The organism is Actinoallomurus spadix, from assembly GCF_024055725.1.
Taxonomy (GTDB): Bacteria; Actinomycetota; Actinomycetes; order Streptosporangiales; family Streptosporangiaceae; genus Actinoallomurus; species Actinoallomurus spadix.
The window spans coordinates 55,131-80,910 of record NZ_JAMXMX010000001.1 but is presented as its reverse complement, the minus strand read 5'-3'; the positions used below and the strand labels follow the sequence as shown (position 1 = coordinate 80,910).

The 25,780-nt window shown below is 72.1% G+C and carries 22 protein-coding genes; 10 read left to right on the top strand and 12 right to left on the bottom strand.

Going from position 1 to position 25,780, the window contains the following annotated elements; genetic code table 11:
• The first annotated feature begins 4 nt into the window (after window positions 1–4).
• From NE235_RS00355 to NE235_RS00315, 9 genes are all read left to right on the top strand, one after another.
• Window positions 5–1,135, top strand: coding sequence for an MFS transporter (locus tag NE235_RS00355; protein ID WP_252798598.1), 1,131 nt, complete (start codon window positions 5–7; stop codon window positions 1,133–1,135).
• Between the two features lie 624 nt (window positions 1,136–1,759).
• A complete protein-coding gene (locus NE235_RS00350; RefSeq protein WP_252798597.1) occupies window positions 1,760–3,106 on the top strand; it encodes a formylglycine-generating enzyme family protein in 1,347 nt (448 codons plus the stop codon).
• Window positions 3,107–3,110: 4 nt separating this feature from the next.
• Window positions 3,111–4,475 carry an MBL fold metallo-hydrolase gene (locus tag NE235_RS00345; RefSeq protein WP_252798596.1) on the top strand — a complete coding sequence of 455 codons (1,365 nt, stop codon included), beginning with the start codon at window positions 3,111–3,113 and terminating at the stop codon, window positions 4,473–4,475.
• Window positions 4,472–5,494, top strand: a complete 1,023-nt coding sequence (locus NE235_RS00340) for an alpha/beta hydrolase (RefSeq protein ID WP_252798595.1) — start codon at window positions 4,472–4,474, stop codon at window positions 5,492–5,494. Before NE235_RS00345 ends, NE235_RS00340 begins: the two co-directional genes overlap by 4 nt.
• Complete coding sequence (locus tag NE235_RS00335) at window positions 5,482–7,323, top strand: asparagine synthetase B family protein (RefSeq protein WP_252798594.1); 1,842 nt, start codon at window positions 5,482–5,484, stop codon at window positions 7,321–7,323. The genes NE235_RS00340 and NE235_RS00335 overlap by 13 nt, the downstream gene beginning before the upstream one ends.
• Entirely contained in the window at window positions 7,298–8,350 is a 1,053-nt protein-coding gene (locus NE235_RS00330; protein WP_252798593.1) for a hypothetical protein, read from the top strand. Before NE235_RS00335 ends, NE235_RS00330 begins: the two co-directional genes overlap by 26 nt.
• A gap of 53 nt (window positions 8,351–8,403) precedes the next feature.
• A complete protein-coding gene (locus NE235_RS00325; RefSeq protein WP_252798592.1) occupies window positions 8,404–9,852 on the top strand; it encodes an aldehyde dehydrogenase family protein in 1,449 nt (482 codons plus the stop codon).
• 9 nt (window positions 9,853–9,861) lie between these two features.
• Window positions 9,862–10,887 (top strand): threonine aldolase family protein, encoded by a 1,026-nt coding sequence (locus tag NE235_RS00320; RefSeq protein WP_252798591.1) that lies wholly within the window; start codon window positions 9,862–9,864, stop codon window positions 10,885–10,887.
• Complete coding sequence (locus tag NE235_RS00315) at window positions 10,884–11,642, top strand: phytanoyl-CoA dioxygenase family protein (protein WP_252798590.1); 759 nt, start codon at window positions 10,884–10,886, stop codon at window positions 11,640–11,642. The genes NE235_RS00320 and NE235_RS00315 overlap by 4 nt, the downstream gene beginning before the upstream one ends.
• Here NE235_RS00315 and NE235_RS00310 read toward each other — a convergent pair.
• The 7 genes from NE235_RS00310 to NE235_RS00280 all read right to left on the bottom strand — a co-directional run bounded on the left by NE235_RS00310 (window position 11,615) and on the right by NE235_RS00280 (window position 18,814).
• A complete protein-coding gene (locus tag NE235_RS00310) occupies window positions 11,615–12,868 on the bottom strand; it encodes an MFS transporter (protein ID WP_252798589.1) in 1,254 nt (417 codons plus the stop codon). The two genes, NE235_RS00315 and NE235_RS00310, sit on opposite strands and share 28 nt — an antisense overlap.
• A 35-nt stretch (window positions 12,869–12,903) precedes the next feature.
• Window positions 12,904–14,247 (bottom strand): formylglycine-generating enzyme family protein, encoded by a 1,344-nt coding sequence (locus NE235_RS00305; protein ID WP_252798588.1) that lies wholly within the window; start codon window positions 14,245–14,247, stop codon window positions 12,904–12,906.
• A complete protein-coding gene (locus NE235_RS00300) occupies window positions 14,244–15,035 on the bottom strand; it encodes a phytanoyl-CoA dioxygenase family protein (RefSeq protein WP_252798587.1) in 792 nt (263 codons plus the stop codon). Before NE235_RS00300 ends, NE235_RS00305 begins: the two co-directional genes overlap by 4 nt.
• On the bottom strand, window positions 15,032–16,312 hold the full coding sequence (locus NE235_RS00295; protein WP_252798586.1) for an SUMF1/EgtB/PvdO family nonheme iron enzyme: 1,281 nt from the start codon (window positions 16,310–16,312) through the stop codon (window positions 15,032–15,034). The genes NE235_RS00300 and NE235_RS00295 overlap by 4 nt, the downstream gene beginning before the upstream one ends.
• A gap of 354 nt (window positions 16,313–16,666) precedes the next feature.
• Entirely contained in the window at window positions 16,667–17,335 is a 669-nt protein-coding gene (locus NE235_RS00290) for a sulfotransferase family protein (RefSeq protein ID WP_252798585.1), read from the bottom strand.
• Between the two features lie 15 nt (window positions 17,336–17,350).
• The gene (locus NE235_RS00285) at window positions 17,351–17,782 is read right to left on the bottom strand and encodes a carboxymuconolactone decarboxylase family protein (protein ID WP_252798584.1); all 432 of its coding nucleotides are present in this window, start codon (window positions 17,780–17,782) and stop codon (window positions 17,351–17,353) included.
• A 177-nt stretch (window positions 17,783–17,959) separates the two neighbouring features.
• The gene (locus NE235_RS00280) at window positions 17,960–18,814 is read right to left on the bottom strand and encodes a helix-turn-helix domain-containing protein (protein WP_252798583.1); all 855 of its coding nucleotides are present in this window, start codon (window positions 18,812–18,814) and stop codon (window positions 17,960–17,962) included.
• Window positions 18,815–18,986: 172 nt separating this feature from the next.
• On the opposite strand from NE235_RS00280, the gene NE235_RS00275 reads away from it, so the two are divergent.
• A complete protein-coding gene (locus tag NE235_RS00275) occupies window positions 18,987–20,573 on the top strand; it encodes an acyl-CoA carboxylase subunit beta (protein ID WP_425542407.1) in 1,587 nt (528 codons plus the stop codon).
• Between the two features lie 123 nt (window positions 20,574–20,696).
• Here the strand turns inward: NE235_RS00275 and NE235_RS00270 are convergent, their stop codons facing one another.
• From NE235_RS00270 to NE235_RS00250, 5 genes are all read right to left on the bottom strand, one after another.
• Entirely contained in the window at window positions 20,697–22,448 is a 1,752-nt protein-coding gene (locus NE235_RS00270; RefSeq protein WP_289847986.1) for an ABC transporter ATP-binding protein, read from the bottom strand.
• A 61-nt stretch (window positions 22,449–22,509) separates the two neighbouring features.
• Entirely contained in the window at window positions 22,510–22,779 is a 270-nt protein-coding gene (locus NE235_RS00265) for an acyl carrier protein (RefSeq protein ID WP_252798581.1), read from the bottom strand.
• Window positions 22,766–24,022, bottom strand: a complete 1,257-nt coding sequence (locus NE235_RS00260) for a ketosynthase chain-length factor (protein WP_252798580.1) — start codon at window positions 24,020–24,022, stop codon at window positions 22,766–22,768. The genes NE235_RS00265 and NE235_RS00260 overlap by 14 nt, the downstream gene beginning before the upstream one ends.
• Window positions 24,019–25,290, bottom strand: coding sequence for a beta-ketoacyl-[acyl-carrier-protein] synthase family protein (locus tag NE235_RS00255; protein WP_252798579.1), 1,272 nt, complete (start codon window positions 25,288–25,290; stop codon window positions 24,019–24,021). Before NE235_RS00255 ends, NE235_RS00260 begins: the two co-directional genes overlap by 4 nt.
• A complete protein-coding gene (locus tag NE235_RS00250) occupies window positions 25,287–25,613 on the bottom strand; it encodes a TcmI family type II polyketide cyclase (RefSeq protein ID WP_289847985.1) in 327 nt (108 codons plus the stop codon). Before NE235_RS00250 ends, NE235_RS00255 begins: the two co-directional genes overlap by 4 nt.
• Window positions 25,614–25,780 lie beyond the last annotated feature (167 nt).

The following is a 25,780-nucleotide window of genomic DNA, read 5'->3' as shown; positions in this document are numbered from 1 at the left end:
TGCGGTGCTTTTCGTCAATACGCTGGGCAGCTTTTTCGTTCTGCTGAGGCTGTCCACCGCGGTGAGCGACGCCACCGGCTCGGGCCTGCTCGCGGGGGCGGTGCTGAGCGCGCCCTGGCTGCCCGCCCTGATCCTGGCGCCATTCCTCAACCGCATCCTGGGCGAGCGCGACCCCGGGCGTCTCGTGCGGATCGCCGAGGCCACCAGCCTCGTTCTCACCGCGTCGCTCGCCGCGCTGCCGGTCTCAGGGACCGCACTGGTCGTCGTCGCGGTGTCCGTGGTGCTGGTCCGCGGCTTCTTCGAGGCGATGACCCGCTCGGCGACGTCCGTCCTGCTGCGCCGGCTCGTCGACGCGCGCCGGCTGAACCGCGCGAACACCTTCGCCGAGATCGGCAAACTCGCCGGCACGAGTGCCGGGGCGGCCGCCGCCGGCCCGCTCAGCGGGGCGCTGGGCCCGCACGCGTTCTTCGCCCTAAACGCGCTGACGCTGGCCGGCTCGCTGCTGCTCGCCGGCACGCTGCCGAAGGCCGGGCCGCCCGGCGCGGGCGAGGAGGGGGCGGCGTCTGGACGGCCACGCCGTCTGCGGCTGGAGGATCCGGCTCTGCGGCGCCTGTTCGCACTGTTCCTGCTCGTGGCGTTCTGGCAGGGGTTCCACACGGTGGCCGTCAACGTCGTCCCCCGCGACGTGCTCGGCGGCGGGACCTCGCTGGTCGGCGTGTTCGTCGCACTGTCGGCCGTCGCCATCTTCGCCGGGTCCTTCGCCGCCCTGTCAGCCCAGCGGCGTCTCACACGGATGCCGGCGGAGGTCTGGGCGATCGCGCCGATGGCACCCCTGGCCGCCGCGATCGCGATCGCCCGGGTGGGGCCCACGCTGGCCGGGTACCTGATCTTCCTCGTCCTCTTCGAGGTCGCCTACGTGGCCTACAACAACCGGCTGCTGGCCCAGGCCCGGCCGGAGGAGGTTCCGGTCGTGGTGACGCTCCGGGCGACGCTGCTGCCGGCCGGCGTCATCGTGTCGATCCTGGTCGTCGGCCTGCTGGCCGACCTGGCGGGCCCGCTCGTGGCCGTCCTAGCGGTCATCGCGGTCACGGTGCTGGTCACGGCCGCGCCGTGGCTCGGCCGTCGCCCCCGGTGACGCCCCCAGGGCAGCCGCGGCGGAGGCGCGTACGTCCGGAATCGGCCACCACGAGCCCTGTAGGCACTACCAGCCATGTTCCCCGCGACGACCCTGAATCCCGACATACCTGCATCTTCCTCTCTCTTTCGAGTTAAGGACGGCCGTTATTGCGGAGCGAACGAGATTTCGGTTCGTTGACACGGGACATCTTACCTCTTAGCGTGTCGGAACGTTGGGTGCTGACATTGCTCGATTCCCTCGCCGGAGGCTCACTCGAAGCGATCGATTCCCATCGCGCAGCATGAGGCCGACAGACTCCTTGATCGAGCAGCGTTCCTCTGTGATTGCCAGCCATTCGACAGGCGACGATAATCCACGGGCCGATCAGTCCCAGTGTGCCCAGGGCGTCCATTCCACGGTGCAGCCGGCTCGCCGGAATTCACCAGACGGTCGTCCTAAGTCACGACGCGACGGAAAGGAGGTGGAAGACATGACGGACGCTCAGTTCCTGGAGACGCGCGAGGACGAGGAGGTCACCAAGTGGTGAACCTCCGCTGACTCCCACGGTGTCATCCGCGGCCACCGTGCCGCGGGTGACACCGCCCACCGGCCGGCCCCACCCCACGGAAGGAAATACGGCGCATGGAGCCAGCGGAGGACCTCTCCGGCGGTGACGTCGGCGCACTGGCGGTCGACGGCAGCAGTGACGAGGCGTACTGGCGCGGCATCGAGCGGATCACAGCCGAGCTGGACCGTTCCGCCGACCTCGATCGGCTTCGCGACCTGTCCCGGCGGCACCCGGAGTGGCCGGTGCGCGCCGCGTGCGTGCGGATCCTCGGCGATCGGTTCGCCGACCGGCCGGCGGCGCAGGAGGCCATCGCGGCCGCCACCCACGACGAGGTCGACTGGGTCGCCTTCACCGCGATCCGGGTCTGCGGCGAGCAGCGCGTCGCTCTCGCGGCACGCGACCTCATCCGGATCTCCGGCTGGCCGAGCAACTTCACCAAGCCGGGGTACGCCCGCAAGCCGGTCGGCTGCGGCGCCGCCTTCACCAAACGGGCCCTGATCTCCATCTTCGGCAGCGAGGACCCCGACGAGCTGCGCGCGCTGGAGAACGAGCACTTCGGCGAGGTCCTCCGCAGGGCGGCCGAGGTCCGCCCGCGCGCCGGCGACGACGTCGTCCTCGTGCCGGCCGGGCCGTTCATCGCGGGAGCGACCGTGCGCGAGATCGGCCCCTTCCAGATGAACGACACCGACAACCCGCTGCGCGCGGCCGAGCTGCCCGCCTTCCTCATCGACCGGACCGCGGTCACGAACGAGCGGTACGCCCGCTTCCTGCAGGACATCGGCGACAGCACCGACTTCGACCATCCCGACCAGCCGGAGCACCGCGACCACCGGCCCGTCCACTGGCACGATCCCCGCTTCAACGCGCCCGGCATGCCGGTCGTCGGCATCGACTGGTACGACGCCTGGGCGTTCGCCAAGTGGGCGGGCGGCCGCCTGCCCAGCGAGGCCGAGTGGGAGAAGGCCGCCCGGGGCACCGACGGGCGGGTCTTCCCCTGGGGCAACGACTGGGACCCCGCGCGCGCCAACTACGTCGAGCGGGCCTTCGAGGCCGAGGTCCACGACCTGGCGGACCTCGAGAGCCTCCTCGTCAAGGTCACGGCGACGGACGTGCCGAAGCGTCCGGTGCTGCCGGCGGACAGCCTCCCGGAGGGCGCGAGCCCGTACGGCCTCCTTCACATGGCGGGCAACGTCTGGGAGATGACCCGCACCAACTTCTTCACCCGCGCGGACCTGGACCCGTTCTTCCGGCACCTGCGCCCGGTCGAGTTCATGAACCGCCGGGAGGCGTTCTACGTCCTGCGCGGCGGCACCTGGACCTCCCCGCCGGTCTGCCTGACGACGTACTACCGCGGCAAGGACCTGCTGACCGACAAGCACAACGAGATCGGGTTCCGCTGCGTCTACCCGGCGGAGAGCTGACCGGATGCGACTCACCACGTTCGGCCACGCCGCGGTGCTGGTCGAGACGGGATCCGAGCGGATCCTGATCGACCCCTGGCTGACCCAGCGGCTCGACCGCTTCTGGGAGCGCCTGCCCGCCATGCCCGACGGGCTGCTCGACGTCCTGGACGACGGCGTCGACCACATCGTGTTCAGCCACCACCACTTCGACCACCACCACTTCCCGAGCCTCCGGCTGCTGTCGGAGGACCCCGAGGTGGACTTCGACGAGGTGCCCGCGCGCGCCGCCGAGACCCACTGCGTCTGGCCCCGGCGTCCGGGCCGGCCGCGGCCGACCGCCTCCGGCCTCGGCCACCAGGCGATCGGCTGGACGCTGCGCCGACTCGGGTTCACCCGCTCGACGGCCGTCCAGCCGGGCGACACCGTGCAGCTCGGCGGCACGCGGCTGCGCACGTCGGTCTCCCGCGTGCCCTTCCCCGAGATGCCCCTCCTCCTGGAGGGCCCCGACGCCACGGTGATGCTGTGCGGCGACGCCGTGCTGCATCCCGACACCCAGGCGTGGCTCACCGGTCCGGACGCCCCGGACGTCGACGTCGCCCTCATCCCGGCGCACAGCATCGCGCCGCCGGGAGTGCTCACCGAGCGCCGCCCGCTGAGCGGGGTCGAGGAGGTGCGCGCGCGGGCACGCGCCAACTTCGACCGCTGGGTCGAGACCGTCGGCGCGCGGCTGACCATCCCGTCCTCGTTCGGCTGGCGCGTCGGCGGGGAGAACGGCGAGTTCTCCTGGTGCAACCAGGCGATCTTCCCGTTCACCCCCTGGCAGGCGCTCGAACGGCTGACGGAGACCGGGCGGCCCGGCGCCCTGTGGGGGCCCGGGCAGACGCTGGAGGTCGCGGGCGGGCAGGCCGCCCTCTCCGGCCCCGAGTACGACTTCGCCTCCGTCTTCGCGGAGGTGACGCTCGACCCGGACGCGAAGATCCCGGCCTTCTCCCCCGAACACGACCGCGTCGGCGCGCAGCGGGAACCCACCGCGGAGTTGGTGGGACGGCTCATGGACCATCTCGTCGGCACCGAGCTGTGGTACCGCGCGGTGGACGACGGCGACGGGCACGTCCTGAGCGTCACCGAGGACGCCGGCGCCACCCGGCACTTCGTGCTCGACTTCGCCGGCGGCCGGGTCCTGCCGTTCGACGGGGAGACCGGCGCCGGTGAGGGCTACACCCGGATCGCCGGCTCCACGCTGCAGGCGCTCTTCGACGCCGAACTGCTGTTCGGCAGCTCGTACGGGCTGTGGGCGAGCAACGGCGCGGTGCTATCGGCCGTCTTCCACGACCCGCGGTGGTACGTCCGGCATGTGAACGCCGCGCTGGAACGGAGCGGCCGATGACGGCGGACGTGCGCCGACCGGGCGGCTACACCGTCGTCACGATCGAGCACGAGAGCACGCTGCTCGCCGGCAATCCCCTCGGCGATCCGCACCGCCGCGAGATCCTCGTGCTCGGCCCGCGGGAGCCGCCGGAGCGCCCGATGCCCGTCGTGTACCTCCTCAGCGGGTACGGCTCGCGCGGGCGCGGCCTCCTCGCCGACCACGTGCTCGGCGACGGGCTCCCCGGCATCGTCGGCCGCCTGGTCGACGCGGGACGCCTGCAGCCGTCGTACGTCGTGCTGCCGGACTGCACGACTCGGTACGGCGGGTCGCAGTACCTCGACGCGCCGATGTGCGGGCCGTACCAGCGGTACCTGGTCGACGAGGTCGTGCCGGCGGTCGACGAGCGGTTCCCCACCGTGCGCGCGGCCCGGGGCCGCGCGGTGATGGGCAAGTCGAGCGGCGGCTATGGAGCGATCATGGCCGCGGCCCTGCGGCCAGGGGTGTTCGGGCACGTCATCGCGCACACGCCCGACGCGGGCTTCGAGCACTGCTACCTGTCGCTGCTGCCCCGCGTCCTGGATACGCTGCGGGAGCGCGGCGGGATCCGCGCGCTGACCGGGCCCGGTTACGAGGGCCCCTTCGACGCCCCGTACATGGTCGCGATGAGCCTGGTCGCCATGGGCGTCTGCTACGCCCCCGAGGGCGTGTCCGACCCCGCCGCCGCCTTCATCTGCGACCCGGACACCGGCCGGTTCCGCGACGACGTGTGGCGGGCCTGGCTGTCCCACGACCCGGTGCGCGCCACCACCCGGCTGGCGCCCGCGCTCCGGGAGCTCGGCTGCTTCTTCCTCGACGTGGGGAGCCGCGACGAGTACGGGATGCGCTGGGGAGTGCGGGCCCTGGACGCGGCGCTGACCGACGCCGGGGTGCCGCACACGTTCGAGGAGCACGGCGGCGGTCATCACGGGATCGAGCACCGCTTCGCGCGGTCCCTGACCGTGCTCGGGCGGCACTGGGGCGGGTCATGTGCGGGATAGCGGGTTTCGTCAGCCTCGACGGGCCGCGCGATCGCGACCGGCTCGCCGCGCTCGGCGCTCGGATGACCGCGGCGCTGCGGCATCGCGGCCCGGACGGCGACGGCGTCCACGTCTCGGCCGACGGCCGGGTCATGCTCGGCGCCACCCGGCTGGCCGTGCGCGACCTCAGCGACGCCGGGGGCCAGCCCATGCACAGCCCGGACGGCCGGGTCACGCTCGTCTACAACGGGGAGCTGTACCGCGACCGGAACCCCGCGGGCGCACGGGCGTGGCCGCTGCGCGGCGGCTGCGACACCGAGGAGTTCCTGCGGGTCGTGTACGAGCGGTCCGAGGCCGCGCTGCCCGGTCTCGACGGCATGTTCGCGGCGGCGTGGCACGACCTCCGCACCGGCCGGGTCGTGCTGGCCCGTGACCACTTCGGCGTCAAGCCCCTGGTCTGGGCGCGGGCCGACGGCGGGCTCCTGTTCGCCTCGGAGATCGGCGCGCTGCTGGCCTCCGGTCTGCTGGCGGCCGCCGTCGAGCCGCTCACGTTCCTGCACCGGGCGTACGTCCGGATGGACGCGGTCGACGACGGGACGTGGATCGCCGGCGTGAACTCGCTGGAGCCCGCGCACATCCTCGTGGTGGATCCACGCGACGCCTCGGTGCGGCGGCGGCGCTACTGGGCGCCCACGGCCGGGGAGGAGCCGGTCGCGCCGGAGGTCCTGCGGGCGGCGTTCCACGACGCGGTGGCGATACGCCGGCCGTCCGACGTCCCGATGGCCGCCGTGGTGAGCGGCGGGGTCGACTCCTCGGCGGTCTTCGGAGCCCTGCGCCGCCTCGACTGCGACGTGGCGCCGTACGTCGTCCGGTACGAGGGCGCCGACGAGGGCCAGAACGAGGACGTGCCGTACGCGGTCGAAGTGGCACGCCGCGGTGGCCGCGAACCGGTCCTGTGCGACATCCGGGTCGACGACGTCGCCGCGCTCGGCGCGCGGCTCGCGCCGCATCTGCAGCGCCCGTTCTTGCACGGCGCCGAGCTCGCGCTGTTCCGCACGTACGAGCGCATCGCCGCGGACCGCCGGACCGTGGTGTTCTCCGGGCACGGCTCCGACGAGCTGTGGGGGTACCAGGAGGGCCGCTACTTCCCGATCGCCGATCCGGCCCGTCCGATCGACACCCACGGCGAGTACTACCTGCGCACCCGCCTGTACCGGGACGAACGGCCCGGCTGGCACCGCATGCTCGACGCCCTGGCCGTGCAGCTCGGCGTGGCGGAACGGGACATCACCGACCTGGTGTGGGAGCGCACCCTCGCCCCGTACCGCGACCTGGAGACGCTCGATCCCCACAAGCGCGGCCGTCACCACCTCATGCGCCGGTTCCTCGTCTACGTCAACGAGATGGTCGACGCCTGCTCGTCGGCGTTCTCCCTGGAGGACCGGCCGGCCTTCCAGGACGTCACGCTCGCCGGGATCGCGTTCGGCATGCCCGAGCACGTGAAGAACCGGAAGGGGCCCGGGCCGGTCAAGCCCTTCCTCAAGCAGGCGGTGCGGCACCTCCTGCCGGACGGTGTCCTGAACCGGCCGAAGAAGGGGTTCCCGTCACCGGGCGACCCGGCCTTCCGCGACCGGCTCGTCGCGCTGGTCCGCGACACCGGTCTGCCCTACGATCTGCGGCTGGACGAAACCCTGCTCGGCGAGCTGGGCATCGGTGAGCTGATGTTCCTGTTCTCGGCCCGTGTCTGGCTCGACGGGCTCCGCGCGCGGCCGGCCGGCACGGCCCCGATTCGAGTCTCTTCCCATCGACAAGGAGGTCAAGGGCGTGTGGAAGCATCGGACCCTCGCTGACGCGGCGGAGCTCCCGGCCAGGCCCCCGGCGGTGCCGCCGGAGCAGGCCCAGGAGTGGTGCAACTTCGTCGTGTGGACCCCCGACCGGGTGCCCGCCGGCTGCGAGCTGCTGACGGGCACGCTCCGCAAGGAGGCCCCGCCGGGCCGGCTCGAGGACCATCTGTCAGGTCACACCCCGTGGAGCGACAACAACCCCGCCGCCTACCGGTTCGAGATCGCCGGAGACGGCCGCCGGCTCCGCGTCAAGGAGTTCCTGTACGACTGGGCCTTTCCCGCCCTCGACCACCCCTGCCTCTGGGAGAGCCGGGCCCACGCCGCCCCGGTCGACGACCGCCACGTCGTGTGGTTCGGCACCGACTACCTGAAGAACGCCGCCGCGTCGGCCCGGATCGACCGTACGACGGTGGAGCTGTCCGTCCTGTCGGGGACCTTCTCCGAGGAAGAGATCCTCGGCGTGTACCGGGCGCTGCGGCCGGCCGATCCCGCGGTCGCCGCGGAGTTCGCCGCGACGCCGTTCGCGGCGCTGAGCTACTGGGCGCGCCGTGCGGACGCGGCCGCCGTCAACGTCCCGGTGGGACTGTGGACCTTCCGCCGCCGTCGCTCGCACGAGAGCCGGTGGTCGACCGGCGCGGCGGCGGAACGGCTCATCACCGGCCTCGGCCTGCCGGCGACGCTCGGCGGGCTGGACCTGGACAGCGCGGCCCGGTTCGTCGACGACCAGGGCCGCGAGGACGTCGAGGCCGTCTACTCGGGCCGCCCGGACCGGGGCCGCGAGCTGCGCGTGATCGTCCAGGAACGCGGACGGGGGAGTCTGCGGATCCCCGCCGAGCCCGAGGACCAGCCCGGCGAGCGCGGCACCGTTCGCGTGGGCGGCGTCGACGTCCAGCTCGGCTGGATCGACGAGCGGTACGGCCCCTTCCAGGCCGTCTACGCCCACGGCGGCGTCGAGGCGACCCTGCTCAGCAGCACCGGCGTCGGCCTGGACCGCGCGTGGTTCCTCGGCGCGCTCACCGAAGCGATGTCCTGACGGCCTTCAGGCGAAGGCCATCCCACCCGCTCCACCCGGAGGTGAGAACGCAGATGACACCGCGTCCCGGCCTGCTGGACCGGCTCGGCGGCGTGGCCGTACGCGGCCGGATCGAGAAGGCGCGGGGACCGTCCCGCGTGCTGTACGACCCGTCGTACGGCACGCCGATCGCCGAGTTCGCCGAGGCGTCCGGCGAGGAGGTCGCCACCGCCGTCGCGGAGGCGGTGCGGGCGTTCCCCGCCTGGGCCGGGAGCCACCCGCGGGACCGGCAAGACGTCCTGCTCGCGCTCGCGGACCAGGTCGAACGGGCCATCGGCGAGCTCACGGAGCTGGAGGCGCTTAACGCCGGCAAGCCGCTCGCCCAGGCCCGCGGCGAGATGGTCTTCGCCGTCCGCACCCTGCGGTACTTCGCCGGCGCCCCGTTGCGCCCCACCGGCGAGCTCAACCCGTCGGCCGGGGGAACGCTCGCCTACACCGACCGGACCCCGCTCGGCGTGTGCGCGGCGATCGCGCCGTCGAACTATCCACTGCTCCTGTCGGTCTGGAAGGTCGCGGCGGCGCTGGCGTACGGCAACACCGCCGTCCTGAAACCCGCGGAGGAGACACCGCTGTCCGCGCTGCGCTTCGCGGAGCTGGCACACGACGCCGGCCTGCCGCCGGGCGTCCTGGCCGTCGTGACGGGCGGGCCGGAGACGGGCCGGCTCCTGTGCCGCCACCCCGACATCGCGGCGGTCTCCTTCACCGGGTCGACCGCCGCGGGCCGCGACGTCGCGGCCCTGTGCGCCGAGGGGATCAAGCCGGTCTCCCTGGAGCTCGGCGGGGTGAGCCCGTTCGTGGTGCTCGCCGACGCGGACCTGGACGCGGCCGCGGCGGCGCTGGTCGAGGGGTTCACCGGCAACACCGGGCAGATGTGCGTCGCCGCCGGACGGCTCATCGTGGAGAGCCCGGTGCGCGAGGCGTTCACCCGGCAGGTCGCCCGGGCCGCGGCGGCCCGGCGAATCGGCCCGGCCTTCGACCCCGCCACCGAGCTGGGTCCACTGGTCAGCGCCGAGGCGCGAGACCACTGGACGCGGCAGGTCGACCAGGCCCTCGCCGCCGGCGCACGCGTCGTCGAACCACGCGGCGCCGAGCCGTCCGGCGGCGGCTACTACGTCGCTCCCCTCGTCCTGGACGGAATCCACCCGGACATGCCGATCGCTCGCGAAGAGGTCTTCGGGCCGGTGCTCCCGGTCATCGAGGCCGCTTCGGCGGACGACGCGCTCCGGCTCGCCGCCGCCACGCGGTTCGGCCTCGCCGCGTCCCTATGGACCCGCGACCTGCACCAGGCGCACCGCGCCGCCCGTAACCTCCGCGCCGGAATGGTGTGGATCAACACCTACGGCGACACGGAAGAGCACATCAGCGTGGGCGGCATCGGCCTGTCCGGCTACGGCAGGGAGCTCGGCGTGCACGCCCGGGAGCAGTACACCGCGACCCGGGCCGTCTTCCTGGCGCACGGCTAGGAGGGCGGTGTGGACGTCATCGACCTGCGCAGCGACACGAGGACGACGCCGGACCCCCGGATGCGCGCCGCGATGGCACGAGCGGAGGTCGGCGATGACAGCTTCGGCGACGATCCGACCGTCCTCGAACTGGAGGAACGCGTCGTCGGGCTGCTCGGCACCAAGGCCGCGCTCTTCACCGCCGGCGGGACCATGAGCAACCTGCTCGCGGTCCTCGCCGGCATCGGCCCCGGCGGCGGGACGGTCGTGGCCGGCGCGCAGTCGCACCTGCTCCACTACGAGAACGACGGCGCGCGGGTGCTCGCCCGCGCACGGGTCCAGGCCGTGCCGGACCCCCACGGCGAGCTCGACGGGGACGCCGTGACCGCCGCGCTGGCCGATGGTCCCCGTCCGGCGCTGCTCTGGCTGGAGAACACCAGCAACCGGTACGGCGGGAACGCCCTCGACGAGGCGTCCTCGCACCGGCAGGCCGCACCGGCCCGCCGCGCCGGAACCGCGGTCCACCTCGACGGCGCCCGCCTGGCCAACGCCGCGGTCGCCCTCGGCCGCCGGCCCGCGGAACTGGCCGCCGTCGCCGACACCGTGTCGTTCTCGCTCTGCAAGGGGCTGGGCGCACCGGCCGGATCCCTGCTGTGCGGCCCGGTCGAGCTGATCGAGGAGGCGCGCTACTTCCGCCGGATGATCGGCGGGACCCTTCATCAGGCCGGAGTGCTGGCGGCCGCCGGCCTGGTCGCGCTGGACCGTCTCCCCGAGCTCGCCGAGGACCACCGCCGGGCCGCCGCGCTGCGGGCCGCGCTGGCCGGATCCGCGGGCGTCGAGACGTCCGCCATTCCCCGGCCGACGAACATGGCGTTGTTCCAGGTCCCTGGCGTGCCCGCCGAGGAGGCTCTCGAACGGCTGGCCGGCGCCGGCGTCCTGGGCCTGCCCATCACCGCCGACCTCGTACGGCTGGTGGTGCACCGTGAGCACTCCGACACCGACATCGAGCGGGCCGCGGAGCGGATCGCCTCGGTCTTCCCCGGAGGGAGAGCATGAACCCGATCGACGAACTGCGGACCGACGGCTACGTCATCCTTGAAGGGCTGGCGGGCGAGGCCGAACTCGACCGGCTCCGGGCCGTCATCGCCGGCCTCGAGGCGATGGCCGCCGGGATGACGCGATCCACCGACGACTTCGTGCTGGAGGCCGAGGGGGTCGGTGGCTGGGTGGCCTGGCAACAGGGAACCGCCGCGGTACCCGGCACGCTGCGGTCGGTCAGCCGGGTCCACGTCCACCGGCCCGAGCTTCTCGGGATCGCCGCGGACCTCGGCCTGCCGGGCAAGCACGTGGAGCCCGCGGTGGGAACGCCGGTGGAGCTCATCAACGCGTTCCTCTGGGCGAAACCGGCGCGGCTGGGGTCGGAGAAGCCGTGGCACCAGGACATGGCCTTCGCCCCCGACGGGTTCACCGACCGGCACGGCAACGTCGTCACCGTATGGATGGCGATCGATTCCGCGACGAGGGAGAACGGCTGCCTGGAGTTCTACCCCGGCTCGCACCGCGGCGGGCTCCTCCCCCATGTCGGCGACGAGGAGCGTACCGGCGGCGGGCCGCGGCTGGAACGCCCGGTCGAGCCGCACATCGACGCGGCCGCGCTGCCGGCGGGCACCACGCCCGTGCGGGTGCCGCTGGCCCCCGGCTCGGCGGTGGTGTTCGACGGCCGGCTCGTGCACCGGTCGGCGCCCAACACCGCGCAGACCTCCCGGCGGGCCGTCAGCCTCGTCTACGCGCTCCCGCGCGACAGGGACTGAGCTCCGCTCCGGCTCCGGGCCTCGCCGCGGAGCCGCGCCGACAGGACGCAGGCCGCGCCGAGGACGGCGAGCCCGACCGTCGAGAGGCCGGACAGCAGCAGCGTTCCCCCCGAGCCGAGCCCGGTCACCAGGCGCCCGCCCAGCGCCGCGCCGAGCGGGGTCGCCGAGACCAGGATGGCGCTGCGGAACGCGCTCAGGCTCACCAGTTCGTCCGGGGGCGCCTCCCGCTGCAGGAGGGTCACCGACAGCGGGCCGTACGGGGCGTAGATCAGCCCGCCGAGGGCGAACCCCGCGATGCCCGCGGCGAGGGTGCCGAAGATCGCCAGGGGCAGCATCGCCAGGCCCCAGCCGGCCACGATGGCGAGCGTGGCCGGCCACAGCGGCAGGCGGCGCAGCGCTCCGGTGATCACCGCGCCGGTCACCGCCCCGGCGCCGAACGCGCCCCAGATCCAGCCGAGCATCGTCGGGTCCCCGCCCAGGTGGTCGGCCACGAACACCGGGACCGCCACCTCGACCGGCCCGTAGAGCAGGTAGAACAGGTAGCTGAGGGCCAGCAGGCCCACCAGCGCGGGGCGGTGGGCGAAGGTCCGCACCGTCCGGCGCAGCGGAATCGGCGGCCGGCGGCCTACCGTGCTCCGTACCCGTACGCGCACGACCGTCAGCGCCAGGTAGGCGTAGCTGACCGCGTCGCAGAGCAGCACGGCGCCGGGGCCGAGCACGGAGGCCACGGCGCCCGCGAGCGGCGGGCCCGCGATGTAGGAGAACTGCTCCTGACCGGCGACCATCGAGTTGCCCGCCAGGCGGCTCTCCGGCGGGAGGCACTCGGCGACGAAGGCCTGCCGCCCGGCGATGCCCCAGGCGTGCAGCAGCGAGGACACCGCGAGCAGGACGACGTAGGTGGTGGCGTCCAGCAGCCCCGCCCAGTGCAGCACCGGGATCAGCGTGAACACGGCCCCGCGCAGCACCGAGTCCAGGAGGATGAGGCTCCGGGCGTCGCGGGAGCTCAGCCAGCGCCGCAGCGCGATCGACCCGATCGCCCCCGGCAGCGAGTAGGCCGCGACGGCGAGGCCGGTCACGGTGGCCCGGTCGGCGGGCGCGGCGAGCCGGATGGCCAGCCAGGCGACGCCCAGCAGGCTCATCCCGTCGCCGATGAAGGAGATCAGGAAGCCGGGCTGCATCCGGCGGAAGTCCCGGTCGGCCAGGCACCGGGCGTAGCCCTCGGGCATCAGCCGGCGAAGACCTCGGCCCCGCCCGCGCAACGTCATCGGCTGGTGGCCTCCGCCTCACTCACCGCGCAGCGGAACCCGATCTCCGGGCTCCTGGTCACGAGGAGCTTACCGGCTCGGCCGACGGCGGTCAGCAGGGCCGCGGGTGAGCTCCACGCGCCGCCGCGGATGGCGACCTCGGCCGACCATTCCCCCCACAGCTCCCCCGGATCCATGGTGCCGAAGCGCGGCGTGAACGGCATGCCGTCGAGGTACCGGGTGGCGGTCCACTCCCAGACGTTGCCGCACAGGTCCCGTACGCCGAACGGGGACTCGTCGCCCGCGACGCTCCCGACCGGACCGGTGAGGGCGGGCAGCGCGTCGACGCGCGTCTCGCCGAGGACCCGGAGCCAGGTCTCCCGGTCGAGGTCGGCGCCGTGGCCGTCCGGCGTGCTCACCGAGTGAAGGCCCCGCGCCAGTTCCGGGCGGAACTCCTCACCCCACGGGTGACGGCGGTGGTCGTCTCCGCGCGCGGCCCGCTCCCACTCGTCCTCGGTGGGCAGCCGCTTGCCGCACCAGGCGGCGTAGGCGAACGCGTCGTACCAGCTGACCCCGGTGACCGGGTGGTCGGCGCCGCAGCGCGGGTCGTCCACGGTGGCCCGGGTGTGGTCGGTGTCCCTGGGCTCGTCGGGGTGGCACCACAGGTGGCCGTGTTCGGTCACGTCGGCGGTGAACGCGTCGTAGTCGGCGTTGGTCACCGGGTGGGCGTCCAGGTAGAAGCCCTCCACCGAGGTCTCGTTCACCGACGGCTCGGCCGGGTCGCCCCAGGTCCGCGGCTGGTCCGGGCGCGGGCCCCGGCGGAGCCGCCCGGCGGGGACGTGCCGCATCCCGGACAGGCTGAGCCGGTTCGGCATCCGGTCGGCGGACAGCGGCACCGGCAGGTCGGCCAGGACCTGCCCGGTCAGGTCGGCGTCGGCCAGGAGTGCCCGGGCGGCGCGCAGCGCGGCGGCGTCGGCGGCGGTCGCGCAGTCGGCGGTGCCCGCGGCGATCGTCTCTGGCGTGCGCCCGAGCGAGGCGAGCAGGGCCCGCAGGGCCGGCGCGCCGGCCGCCGGCCCGAGAGCCGCCGTCCGCACGGTCTCGTCGGGGTCGGCGAGCGCCCAGCCGGCCGCGTCGGGCGCCAGGCCGGGGCTCAGCGCGGCGGTCGCGGCGAGGGCCCGCCGCCGCACCGCGGGATCGGCGTGCATCAGGCCCGCGAGGAGGCTCTCGCCGAGCAGCTCTGGATCGGTCAGCCGTTCCAGGCGGCCGAGGTAGCCGCCGAGCAGGGTCTCCCGTTCCTCGGCCGTTCCCCCGGCCCAGTAGGACAGGCGCAGGACCTCGATCGGGATGGCGGAGACGGTCATCGCAGGGCCTCTTCGCTCTCGGGGGACGCGTCCGTGAACAGCGTCGCGAACTGCTCGCCCGCCGTGTGGGTGTAGGTGGTGCCGGCCGCGGGCCGCTCACCCGCCGCGTAGTACAGGTAGAGGGTGGCCCGGCAGGTGTCGTCCAGCACCCGGCCCGAGTGGTGGAGGATGTTGTTGGTGTGGCAGATGACGTCTCCCGGCTCGACGACGAGCGGCAGTCCCAGGGGGTCCAGCCGCCGCGGCGGGAAGCGGTGTGAGCCGGGCACGACGACGAGGCATCCGTTCCGCGTGGTGGCCGCGTCGAGGTAGATCCCGACGTTCACCAGCGGGGCGACGGGGTGGTCGTGCGGAAAGTCCAGGTGCCAGTCCAGCGCGTTGTACGAGGTCCGTTTCGCCCGCTTCATCTGCCAGACGGACCCGTCGATGACGTCCTCGAACCGCCAGGCGGGCCTGCCCAGCAGGCCCGGCCCCAGCGCGTCGAGGCCGCGACGCTCCACCAGGTCCCGGGTCCTCGGGCTGTACAGGGTGAAGTACGGCAGCCGGTGCAGGCTCGGCTTGCCGTCCTCGTCGTAAGAGGGTTCCAGGACGACGTCCCGGTGCTCGGCCGGGATCTTTCCCTGGAGGGTGTCGCGCTCGAGCCGCTCGGCGTCCTCTTTGATCACCTGGATGTCCTGCTCGCCGAAGACGTTCCGGTAGATCAGGAAGCCGTGCCGCTCGTAGAAGGCCCGCTCGTCCGCGCCGACCGTGCCGGTGAAACGGAATCGGGCGACGCGCTGGGGAGAACTCACCGGATCACTCCTCGGAATCCGATCTCGTTGTGCCGGTCGGTCAGCAAATCCTTGCCGCGGAAGTACGCCGTCAGCTCCTCCGCCATGGAGGTCCACGCGCCGCCCCGGATGACGGCGAAGGACTCCTCGGCCGTCGCCCACTCCGGACGGGGGCGGCCCGAGGTCATCGGCCTCATCCTGTCGCGGGTGTAGAAGTTGGTGTCGGTCCACTCCCAGCAGTTGCCGACCAGGTCGGCGACGCCGTAGGCACTGACGTTCTTCGGGTACGAGCCGACCGGGACGGTCGTCACGGCGGGGGTCGTGTCGTCGAACGTGCAGAGCGTGTCCCGCCAGTGCTCCAGGCTCGCCGGCTCGCCGAAGACGGCGCCGAACCAGCGCAGCGCGGCGGGGTCGAACTCCCGGCCCCACGGGTAGTGGGCGCCGTTCTCGCCGCGGGCGGCCTTCTCCCACTCCAGTTCGGTCGGGAGGCGCTTGCCGTGATGGGCCAGGTAGGCGTACGCGTCGAACCAGTCGACGCCCACCGCGGGGTGGTCGGGACCGAATCTGGGGTCGCTCGCCAGCCCGCGCCGATGGTCCTTGCCCTCGGGCTCGTCGGGGTGGCAGAGGACGTGCTCGCGGGCGGCGTCACCGCCGGCCCACGCGTCGTACTCCCGGTTGGTCACCGGATACCGGTCAATGAGGAAGTCGGGGAGGTGGCGGGTCCGCCGGGGCACCGCGTCGTCCACCTCGTAGATCGGATGGACGACGTCCTCCATGCCGACGCCGGTGACGAAGGACGACCCGGGAACGAGCACCATGCCCTCGGGAGCCGGCTTCGGCAGGTGCTCCGGTTCGTAGTCCCAGTGCTCACCGAGCGCCGCCTCCGCCGGCAGCCTGCCAGTCTCGGCGTACACGCGCTCGCACTCCATCCGCTCCGCGCGGTCGTCCGCGCCGAGGATCCGGCCCATCGCCGTGGCCACGACCGCCGCGCCGATGCCCACGGGCTTGGTGCTGTGGAACAGCGCGGTGTTCGCCGGGCCGGTGATGTGCTCCAGCTCCTCGTAGGCCTCACCGATCCGGTTCCGGCTGGCCATCTTCGCGGCGGTGAACACCACGAAGTCCTCGTCATCGCCGAGCAGCCAGACGAGCAGCTCACGGGCGGCGGGATGCGTCGCGAGGAACGGCTCGACACCTTCCAGGACGGACCGCCTGACCAGCGCACTCGGGTGGGTCGCCGCCACCGCGCAGAGCTCCTCGACCGCCCGGGGATGGCGGAGCTCGCCGATGAGCCGCCGCATCTTGGCACGGTCGTCATCGGTCGACGCCGCCCCTCGATCGGTCCCAAGAAAGCGATCCGAGAGATCGGCCAAGATCTGCTGGTCCACCCGAAAGCGCTCAACACTCCATCGATGCATCGCATACCTCGCTATCGAGCGCCTGTGGAGGACGCGAAACGTCCTCCACAGGCTTAACCCAATGGATCAGGCCGCCCACTTGAAGTGCCGGCCCGCCGGCCGGACAGCACCGGCCCGCTGGGAGAGCAACGCACTCCACTTACGAACTGACTTCATCGATGTCACCCCCTTCCGGATTCCGGTTCTCTTCCTAATCCGAGATGGTTCTGAGCCGCAAGAAATATGCGGTTGAACGGGTCAGCCTCCGGCCGCCGCGGGGCCCGCCACGCCGAATCCCTTACGAAGGAATGCGCGCATGGATTCGGAGTCGTTCGCGTGCGGGAAATCCGCTGCGGGCACGTCGACCCCCAGGTAGGCGCACAACGGTTCCCACCCCTGCCGCACGTCGTACACCAGGAGGTTGTCCGGGTCGACATCGCGAATGACCTCCCGGTTGTGCGCGTGGAAGACCTCGATCGCGTACTCCTTGTCGGAGAACCGGCCGTTGAAGAGGCCACTCCAGGTCATGGTGTTCGTCACGCGGTACATCCGTGACTGCCGGGAGTCGGCCGGTGGGGGGTTCTCCTCGCTCTTCACGGCGAACTGGTAGAGCGTGTCGTACGTGCTCTGGTACCAGCGCTCGGCGTCGCGGACCGTGAGGATCATCTTGGCGTCGGGGAACGCCGCCATGACCTCCCGGTAGTAGATGGCGCAGGGCCCGTCCACGGCGGAGGTGTAACCGTCGAACACCGCTCCCCAGTCCGGGCGCCTCCCCTCGCAGACGATCTCCTCCCACTGCTTGAGGCGCTCTTCGCTGCCCACGATGTCGAACATGTGGTAGCAGGGCCCGAACCCGAGCCGTTCCAGCGCCACCTTCAGCGAGGTGGTACCGGTCCTGCCCAGCCCCGCGTTGATGAGCTTCAACAAGGCGGACTCCCGTCCTCAGCTCAGGTCGCCGGGTACCTCTCGGGTGGCGACGTTGACGCGGTTCCAGAGGTTGACGAGGCCGATCTGTATGACCAGGGCGCCGAGTTCCTGCTCGTCGTACTGCCGGGCGGCCTCCGCCCAGAGCTCGTCCGGGACCGGATCGTCCCGGTCGTCGATGCGGGTGAGCACCTCGGCCAGCGCCAGCGCGGCCCGCTCGGCGGCGTCGAAGCAGGACGCGTCCCGCCACTCGGCCGCCTTGAGCAGCCGTTCGTCGGCCTCGCCCTCCGGGAGGTTGATGGGACGGCGGTTGATCTGGCTCACGCGCAGGCGGACGAGATCGAGAGTCTTCTGCGGAAGACCGACCTTGCCGATGACCTTGGTCAGTTCGAGGAGAGGCGGCAAGGCGTCGGGAACGACCAGCGACGGGTTGGTCATCCGTGGCGGCATGGGTGTTCCTCCCTGAGGGTGTTCAACTGGGGAATGGGAGCGGATGAAATCCGCCCTCCCGCGGCCGGGCGACCAGGGCGTGGATGCGCCCGCCCGAGGCCGGGTGACCGGCACGTGAAGTCCGGTCTTCCGCGGCCGGGTGACCGTCCGTGCGCCGCGCGGACGCTCTTCTGCGGGTCACGACGGCGACCGGGCCGGCACCGGGGACGCCATCCGGCGATTCCCACCGGCGCGGCGGTGGCCGGCCGAGACCGGGCGGGGAGTGATGGCGGGGCACCCGGCGACCGCCGCGAGGGCGGGCCGGGGTTCGAGGTCGGGCAGCGCCAGCAGGACGGGCGGGTCGGCCGGCCGGCCATGGCGCAGGCGCACCGCGGCGCTCGTGACGCTGTCGGCGGTCACCGTGACCGCGTCGCGCCCGCCGACGAGCGTGGTCCGGTCGGCCCACGGATCGGGGCCGACGCCGTCGGCCACTCCCACGGCGCGCACGAACCAGGTCCCTTCGGGGACGTCCGGCAGGTGATAGCAGGACGGGCGGCCGCCGGGCACGTCGACGATGACGGCGGCGGCCGACGGGTACTGGACGATGGGCGTACGGAAGGCGCCCACGTACACCCGCGCGTTCCCGTGGCCCTCCGGCAGGCTGATCGTCCCCGCCACCGCGCCGGCCCCGGCGCGCGGATCCGGCTGCGGGCCGGGCAGGTCGAATCCCCCGGTCCGCGACAGGCGGCGGAACCGGCCGGGAGAGACGCCCACGCTGGCCGTGAAATAGTTGGTGAACGACCCCAGGCTGTTATATCCGACCGCAGAAGAAATATCGGTTATGCTCATCGAGCTGGTCAGTAGCAGACGCTTGGCCTGATGAATGCGGATCGCCGCGAGAAATCGGCAGGGTGTGATTCCGGTCGTGTCCCGGAAGAGACGGGCGAAGTAGAACCGACTGAGCAGGGCGCTCTCCGCGATCTCCGTAAGGGACAACGGTTCGCTGTAGCGCTCCCAGATACACTCGATCGCCCGCTCAATTGCACTGTCCATATCCACCTCACTACGACCCGGATGGGCCATCAGAGTGGCCCGCGGGCGTCGCGGTCAGGTCGAGCAGCGCTCGTGCCGCACCCGGATGGCAAGGCACGAGATGGACGCGCCCGGCGATTGGCGCACGCTAAGAGATCGCCGCATCACCGCCGTAGGAGAAAGACGCATGACCATGAGCGAACAGCCCTCCGATCCGGTGCCGGACTCCGCGCGGCACGCGGCGACGACCAGGGACCATGTCCGCCGGCTGCGGGGAATCCGCGAGCGGGCGATCCAAGGGGACGAGCTGGCCACCGAGCGCCAGCACGCGAAGGGGAAGCTGACCGCCCGGGAACGGCTCGAGCACCTGCTCGACGACGGTTCATTCACCGAGATCGACCTGTTCCGGCGGCGGGCGACCGGCCCGGACGCCGCGGGCCCCTTCACCGACGGGGTCGTCACCGGGGCGGGCACCGTGCACGGCCGCCGGGTCTTCGCCTACGCCCAGGACTTCCGCGTCTTCGGCGGCTCACTCGGCGAGGAGCACGCCGCCAAGATCCACAAGGTCATGGATCTGGCCATCGCCGCCGGAGCCCCGCTCATCGCGCTGAACGACAGCGGCGGCGCGCGCATCCAGGAGGGCGTCACCGCGCTCGCCGGCTATGGCGGGATCTTCCGCCGCAACGTCCGCGCCTCCGGCGTGATCCCTCAGATCAGCATCATCCTGGGACCCTGTGCCGGCGGCGCGGCGTACTCACCGGCGCTCACCGACTTCACGTTCATGGTCCGGGAGACCTCGCACATGTTCATCACCGGGCCCGACGTCATCAAGACCGTGACGGGCGAGTCGGTCACGCACGAGGAACTGGGCGGCGCCCAGGTACACGCCGCCACCTCCGGGGTGGCGACCTTCGTCTACGACGACGAGGCGGCCTGCCTGGACGACGTCCGCTACCTGATCTCGCTGCTGCCGTCCAACAACCATGACCTCTCCCCCGTCTGCGAGACGGGCGATCCTCCGGACCGGCGATGCCCCCGGCTCGCCGACCTCGTGCCGGCGAACCCGAAGATCCCCTACGACATCCGCGAGGTGATCACGGAGATCGCCGACCACGGCGAGTTCCTGGAGGTCCACGAGCACTGGGCCCGCAACCTCGTGTGCGCGCTGGCGCGGCTCGGCGGCCGGACGGTCGGCATCCTGGCCAACCAGCCGGTCGTCCGCGCGGGCGTCCTCGACATCGACGCCTCCCAGAAGGGCGCCAGGTTCGTGCAGATGTGCGACGCGTTCAGCATCCCGCTGGTCACGCTCGTCGACGTCCCGGGGTTCCTGCCCGGCGTGGACCAGGAACATCAGGGGATCATCAGGCACGGGGCCAGGCTGCTGTACGCGTACTGCGACGCCACCGTCCCCCGGGTGCAGGTGATCCTCCGCAAGGCGTACGGCGGCGCGTACATCGTGATGGACTCCCGGTCCATCGGAGCGGACCTGTCCTTCGCCTGGCCGATCAACGAGATCGCCGTGATGGGTGCCGAGGCCGCCGTCGGAGTGATCTACCGCAAGGAGCTGGCCGCCGCCGACGACCCCGACCGGCTCCGGTCGCAGCTCATCGCCGACTACACCGAGGAGCTCATGCACCCGTACTACGCGCCGGAGAGAGGCCTGGTGGACGACGTGATCGATCCCGCGGACACGCGCGTCGTGGTCATCCGGGCGCTCGACCTGCTGAGCGAGAAGCGGCCGGACCTGATGCCGCGCAAGCACGGGAACCCGCCTGCGTGACGCGCGGCCCCGGGCCTGAAGCCGGCCGGACCGGTTCGTGCCCCGCCGGGCTTCAGGCCGTTCGCCGGCCTCGAACCGTCCCCCGCTCCTGGCCCGCCCCCGGTTCTGAACCGTCCGCCGGCCTCAGGCCGTTCGCCGGGCGGCTTCGACCAGGTCGGCGTCGCGGTTGACCAACGCCGCGTACCGGCCGCCGAGGGCGAGCAGTTCGTCGTGGGTGCCGCGTTCGGCGATCTCACCGGCGTCCAGCACGATGATCTCGTCGGCGTCCCGGATCGTCGACAGCCGGTGCGCGATCGTGATCGTCGTACGGCCCGCGCTCGCCGCGTCGATCGCCTCCTGCACGGCCCGCTCGGTCCGTGTGTCGAGGGCGCTGGTGGCCTCGTCGAGGACGAGGATGGGCGGGTCGCGCAGGACGGCGCGGGCGATCGCCAGGCGCTGTTTCTCCCCGCCGGAGAACCGGTAGCCGCGCTCGCCGACGACGGTGGCGTAGCCGTCGGGCAGGGACACCAGGTGGTCGTGGATCTGCGCGATCTTCGCGGCCGCGTACAGCTCGTCGTCGGTCGCGTCCGGCTTGGCGAACCGCAGGTTGTCGGCGACCGAGGCGTGGAACAGGTAGGTCTCCTGGGAGACCAGGCCGATCGCGGCGGCGAGCGCGCCGAAGGACATGTCCCGTACGTCCGTGCCGTCGATCGTCACGCGGCCGGACGACACGTCGTACAGCCGCGGGATGAGGTAGCTGAGCGTGGTCTTGCCGGATCCGGTCTCGCCGACGATCGCGAGGCTGTGCCCGGCGGGGACGGTCACGTCGATGCCGCTCAGCGCGGGCCGTTCCGCGCCGGCGTACACGAAGCCGACGTCCTGCAGGCGCAGCTCGCCGCGCGGTTCCACGGGATCCACGGGGTGGTCCGGCTCGGCGATGTCGACCGGCAGGTCGAGGTACTCGAAGATCCGGCCGAACAGCTCCAGCGAGCTCTGGATCTCCACTCCGGCGCCCAGGAGCTGGACCGCCGGCCGGAACAACTGCTGCTGCAGGGTGGTGAAGGCGACCAGCGTGCCGATGGAGATCGCCATGTCGTCGCCGCGGCCGGTCAGCCCGGTCACCCAGTAGATCACCGCCGGCATCGAGGACAGGACGATGTTGATCATCGACTGGCTCCAGCGGCCCGCCATGCCGGCGCGCACCTCGAGGTCGGCAAGCCGGCCGGACTCGTCGGCGAAGGTGCCGGTCAGCGATCGGGACCGGCCCATCGTGTGGCCGAGCAGGACGCCGCTGACCGACAGCGACTCGTGCACGATCGAGGAGATCGCGGCGAGCTGGCGCTGCCGGTCCCGGGTGATGCGGCGGCGTTCGGTCCCGATGCGGCGGCTGATCCAGAGGAAGACGGGCATCATCAGCACGGACGCGATCGTGAGGCGCCAGTCGAGGACGACCATGGCGATGAGCGTCGCGACCGCGGTGGTGAGGTTGGACACCAGCGTCGTGGCGGTGGTCGTGACGGTGGCCTGCATGCCGCCGATGTCGTTCGCGATGCGCGACTGCACCTCACCCGTGCGCGTCCTGGTGAAGAAGGCCAGCGACATGCGCTGGAGGTGGGAGTAGACGGCGGTGCGCAGGTCGTGCATGACCAACTGGCCGACCTTGGTGGACACGTAGGTCTGCCAGACGCTGAACGAGCTGTTCGCGACCGAGACGACGATCATCCCGAGCGCGAGCAGGGTCAGCAGGCCGGTCCGTCCCCGGGGCAGGGCCACATCCATGATCTCGCGGATCATGAACGGGTTGACGAGAGAGACGAGCGATGAGGCGCCGACGAAGACGGCGACGGACAGCAGGCTCCACCGGTACGGGCGGAACAACCGGAGGATGCGCCGCATCGGCACACGGGGGTTGGCGGTAGTCGACTCGGCGGTACTCAACGGAGCCTCTCCCAGGACCCTACGAGGGTTCCCGTACGGTGAGCCGTGCGTTGACGGCCTCGATCAGGGCACGCGGGGTGGGCGACTCGAACAGTGTCGAGTCGTCCAGCGTGATGCCGAACTCCCGCTCGATCCGGCCGCCGGTCTCGAGCAGTGCCAGGGACTCATAGCCGAGGTCGATGAACTCGGTGTCCATGGTGCCGACGTCGACGTCGGCGCCGTCACTCTCGCCGGCGGCCTCGTGGAGGATGCGCCGGAGGTCCTCGATGGTGAACTCACCGGATGCCATGCTCGTTCCCTTCCTTCGGTCCGTTCCAGTCGATGGAGCGCAGGACGACGGCGGAGTTGAAACCGCCCTGCCCGCGGGCGAGGACGACGGCCGCGTGCACGGGTGTACGCCGCGGCAGCGTGGTCACCAGGTCGATGTCGTACTCGGGAGCGAGGGTGACGTTCGTCGTCGGCGGGATCAGTCCCGACCGCATGGCCAGGAGCGCGGTGGCGACGTCGAGCGGAGCGGCGCCCGAGCCGAGTCTGCCCGTCATGGTCTTCGGCGCGGTGACCGGGACGCCGCGGCACCCGAAGACCTCGGTGATCGCCATGGCCTCGACGCGGTCGAGCTCCGGGATGGCGGCCGCGTCGGCGAAGACCACGTCGATCTCCTCCGGTGACAGCTCCGCGTCGTCGAGCGCGATCTCGATCGCCTTCCGCAGCGCCGGCTCCCGCCCGCTGCCCGGTCGCGGATCGAACGTGGCCCCGTATCCGCCGATCTCGCCGTACACGCGGGTCACGCCGCGCCGCCGCGCGGCCTCGGCGCCCTCGATGATCAGAAGCGCCCCGCCCTCGCCCGGCACGTGCCCGGCCGCGTCGGTGTCGAAGGGGAGGTAGGCGCGGTCCGGCTGCTCGCTGGTGCTCAGCCTCCCGCCGGCGAGCTGCGCCACCCACCCCCACGGGCAGATCGACGCGTCGACGCCGCCGGACAGGATCAGGTCGCTGCCCTTGCGGATCAGGCGGCGCGCCTGCGCGATCGCGTCCAGCCCGCCCGCCTGGTCGCTGACCAGCACGCCGCTGGGGCCGCGCATGCCGTGCCGGATCGAGATCTGGCCGGTGTTGACCGCGTAGAACCAGGCGAAGGACTGGTACGCGCTGACGTACTGGCCGCCCTTGCTCCAGAGGTTCCGCAGCTCTCCCTGGCCGAACTCGAAGCCGCCGCAGGAACTGGCGGTCACGACGCCCATGCCGAACTCGGGCAGGTCCCCGGTGCTCACCCCGGCGTCGGCGAGCGCGTGATCCGCGCCGACGAGGGCGAGCTGGGTCATCCGGTCCGTCTGCGGTATGAGCCTGCTCGGAAGGTGGTCCTGTGCGCTGAACCCGGACACCTCGCCGGCGAGTCTCGCCGGGTATCGCGAGGGATCGAAGCGGGTGACGCGGTCGATGCCGCTCTTACCGCCGCAGGTGGCGGCCCAGTAGTCCTCCGCGCCGAATCCGTTGGGAGAGACCACGCCGATTCCGGTGACGACGGCCCGGGAGGTCATGCCGGGTTCCTCTCGGGACGGGCCAGGACCATCGCGCTCTGGAAACCGCCGAAACCGCTGCCCACCGTCAGGACCGTGTCGGTCCGCCAGTCGCGGGCGGTCAGCGGCACGTAGTCGAGGTCGCACTCGGGGTCGGGCTCGTGCAGATTCGCCGTCGGGGGCACCACGTTGTTCTCCATCGCCAGGACCGAGGCCGCGATCTCGATCGAGCCGATCGCACCGAGCGAATGGCCGACCATCGACTTGATCGAGCTCACCGGTGTACGGCGGGCGTGTTCGCCGAGGCTGCGCTTGAAGGCGGCGGTCTCGTGCCGGTCGTTCTGCTTGGTGCCGGAGCCGTGCGCGTTGATGTAGTCGACGTCCTCCGGGTCCGTCCTCGCCTCGTCCAGCGCCGCACGGATCGCCTCGGCCATCTCCCTGCCGTCAGGGCGCAACCCGGTCATGTGGAAGGCGTTGCACCGCGAGGCGTACCCGGCGATCTCGGCGTACAGGTGGGCGCCGCGGCGGCGCGCGGCGCCGAGCTCCTCCAGGACGAACATCGCGGCGCCCTCGCCGAGCACGAAGCCGTTGCGCGTACGGTCGAACGGCCGGGAGGCGTGCGCGGGATCGTCGTTGCGCGGCGTGGTCGCCTTGATCGCGTCGAAGCACGCCACGGTGATCGGCGAGATCGGCGCGTCCGTGGCGCCGGCGATGACCACGTCGGCCGAGCCGTCACGGATGAGTTCGGCCGCGTAGCCGACCGAGTCCAGCCCCGAGGTGCAGCCGGTGGAGATCACGGTGGCCGGGCCCTCGGTACCGGCCGCCCAGGCGACCTCGGCCGCGAAGGAGCTCGGCACGAAGTAGTCGTAGAGGTGGGGAACGGCGTACCGATGGTCGACGAGGTCGAGCCGGCCTCCGTCGCTGACCACGCGGTACTCCCGGTCCAGGCCCATGGTGGCGCCCACGGCGCTGCCGACGGTCACCCCCGCGCGATGAGGCTCGATCTCGCTCAGCTCCACGCCGCTGTCGGCCATCGCCTCCCGCGCCGCGACGACGGCGAACTGCGCCGCCCGGTCCATGCGGCGTATCTCCTGCGGCCCGAGGCCGTGTTCCCAGGGATCGAAGTCCGCCTCCGCCGCGACCCTGGAGCGGAACGCGGACGGGTCGAAGAAGGTGATCTCTCTCGTCGACGTCCGGCCCTCGCTGAGCAGGCTCCAGAAGTTCTTGACCCCGATGCCTCCCGGCGCGAGCACCCCGACCCCGGTGATGACCACTCGTCTGCCGGTCACGCGGACTCCCAGCTGTAGAACCTCTTCGCCATGGCGTCCGCCGGCGATCGCCAGGTCGCCGGGTCGTAGGCCTCGATGAACGGCTTGAGGTCCTCGCTGATCCGGATGAAGCGCGGGTCGGTCTTCGCCTCTTCGATGAGCTCTCCGCCGTTGTCGGCGTCGAAGTCCTGGAGGTGGAAGTACAGGCCGCGGAACGAAAAGAGCTGACGTCGCCGCGTCCCCATGCGATGGGGCATGTCGGTCTCGTCGAAAGCGCTGAAGAGCGCGGCCACCTCGGCACTCGAACGAGGGTCCATCCTGGCCACGATCAGATTACTGTGCATTGCACCGCCACCTCGTTTATTCATGGCGCAACGCGCGAGTCCGCCGGCGGGGAGCGTCCACCTCTGATGTCAAGGACCCAGGCCCTCAGATCGCTCGTCCCCGGCGCACTCCGCCGTCACCTGTCCTAGGGCGGGAAATCAGCCATCGCCAACCTTGCGACGCGGCT